This window comes from Dietzia sp. CQ4 (assembly GCF_014145125.1).
Lineage (GTDB): Bacteria > Actinomycetota > Actinomycetes > Mycobacteriales > Mycobacteriaceae > Dietzia > Dietzia natronolimnaea.
On the sequence record NZ_JAALDZ010000101.1, the window covers coordinates 1 to 1,228 of the forward strand.

Sequence of the window (1,228 nt, forward strand, 5' to 3'; positions counted from 1 at the left end):
CGGCGTCGGCGCGGGGGGCGCGGCGGCCGGCGTGGCGGCCTGGGGCTCCTCGACGCGGCCGGCACCCGAACCGCTCGCGGAGTCACCGGGCGCCTTGTCGGACTTCTCCGCCGCCTTGCGGGCCTTCTCGAGGTCCTTGTTCAGCTCCTCGACACGCTGACGGAGGTCGTCGTTGTCCTCCACGAGCTTTCCGAGCTCCTCCTCGACCAGGTCGAGAAACTGGTCGACCTCGTCCTCGTTGTAGCCCCGCTTACCGATCGGCGGCTTTGAGAACGCGACGTTGTGCACATCGGCTGGAGTCAAGCGCATGGGATACCCCTCGTGGTCGTCTCGGGTGCCGGCCCGGCGTTCTCGAACCGGACCCACGACTTCATTACTACCTTAACGCGTGCCAATCTAGTCACATTCGGCCCGCGCGTCACCTGCGGCCCGCCGCGGGCGTCACCCGCGGCCGGCAGCCCGGCTCACGCGACGCTGGTCATGAGGATCCGCAGGATCAGCTGGATCACGATGATGATCACGAAGAGGACGAGGACCGACAGGTCCAGCGAGACCTGGCCGAGCCGCACGGGCTTGATGACCTTGCGCAGCGCCTTGACCGGCGGGTCGGTGATGGTGAACAGCCACTCGAGGATCACCGCCAGGAAGCCACGGGGATTCCAGCCGCGGGAGAAGGAGGCGATCATCTCCACGACGATCCTGGCGAGCAGCAGATACCAGAAGACCTGGGTGATGATGTAAAGGACCAGCAGGATTTCACGCACGACATAACCCTACTGGCAGTGGCCGGCGCCGCGCCGCCGGCACCCGGTCAGGCGGGGTGGGCACCCGGGGGTCAGCGACGGAACGCGCCGTTGACGGCGTCGCGGACCTCGGCCTCGGTGAGGTCCATCCCGGCGGGCTGCAGGAGGAAGGTGCGCTCGCGGTCGGTGACCTTCTCCATGCGGCCGTCGAGTCCGAAGACCAGGCCGGCGGCGAAGTCGACCATCCGGCGGGCGTCGCCGGAGGCCATGGTGGACAGATCGAGCACCACGGCGCGTCCGGCGCGGAAGTGTTCGCCGAGGCTCTTGCCGTCTCCGAATCCCCGCGGACGCTCCACCACGGTCTCGGGCAGGGTCACCAGACCGTCCTCGACGAAGTCCTCCTCGGGCGCCAGCGCGACGGCGCCACGGGTGACGGGCACGCCGCGCAGGGAGGCCCGGGCGCCGGCCTCGGCGGCGTGGTAGCG

At 69.4% G+C, this 1,228-nt stretch carries 3 protein-coding genes; all 3 read right to left on the reverse strand.

The features are described 5' to 3' along the window. The coding region (locus tag G6031_RS06705; protein ID WP_182652833.1) for a DivIVA domain-containing protein at positions 1-309 on the reverse strand (309 nt) is incomplete at its 3' end. A gap of 155 nt (positions 310-464) precedes the next feature. After that, positions 465-764 (reverse strand): YggT family protein, encoded by a 300-nt coding sequence (locus G6031_RS06710; protein ID WP_179525073.1) that lies wholly within the window; start codon positions 762-764, stop codon positions 465-467. Between the two features lie 71 nt (positions 765-835). Next, the coding region (locus tag G6031_RS06715; protein WP_182652834.1) for a cell division protein SepF at positions 836-1,228 on the reverse strand (393 nt) is incomplete at its 5' end.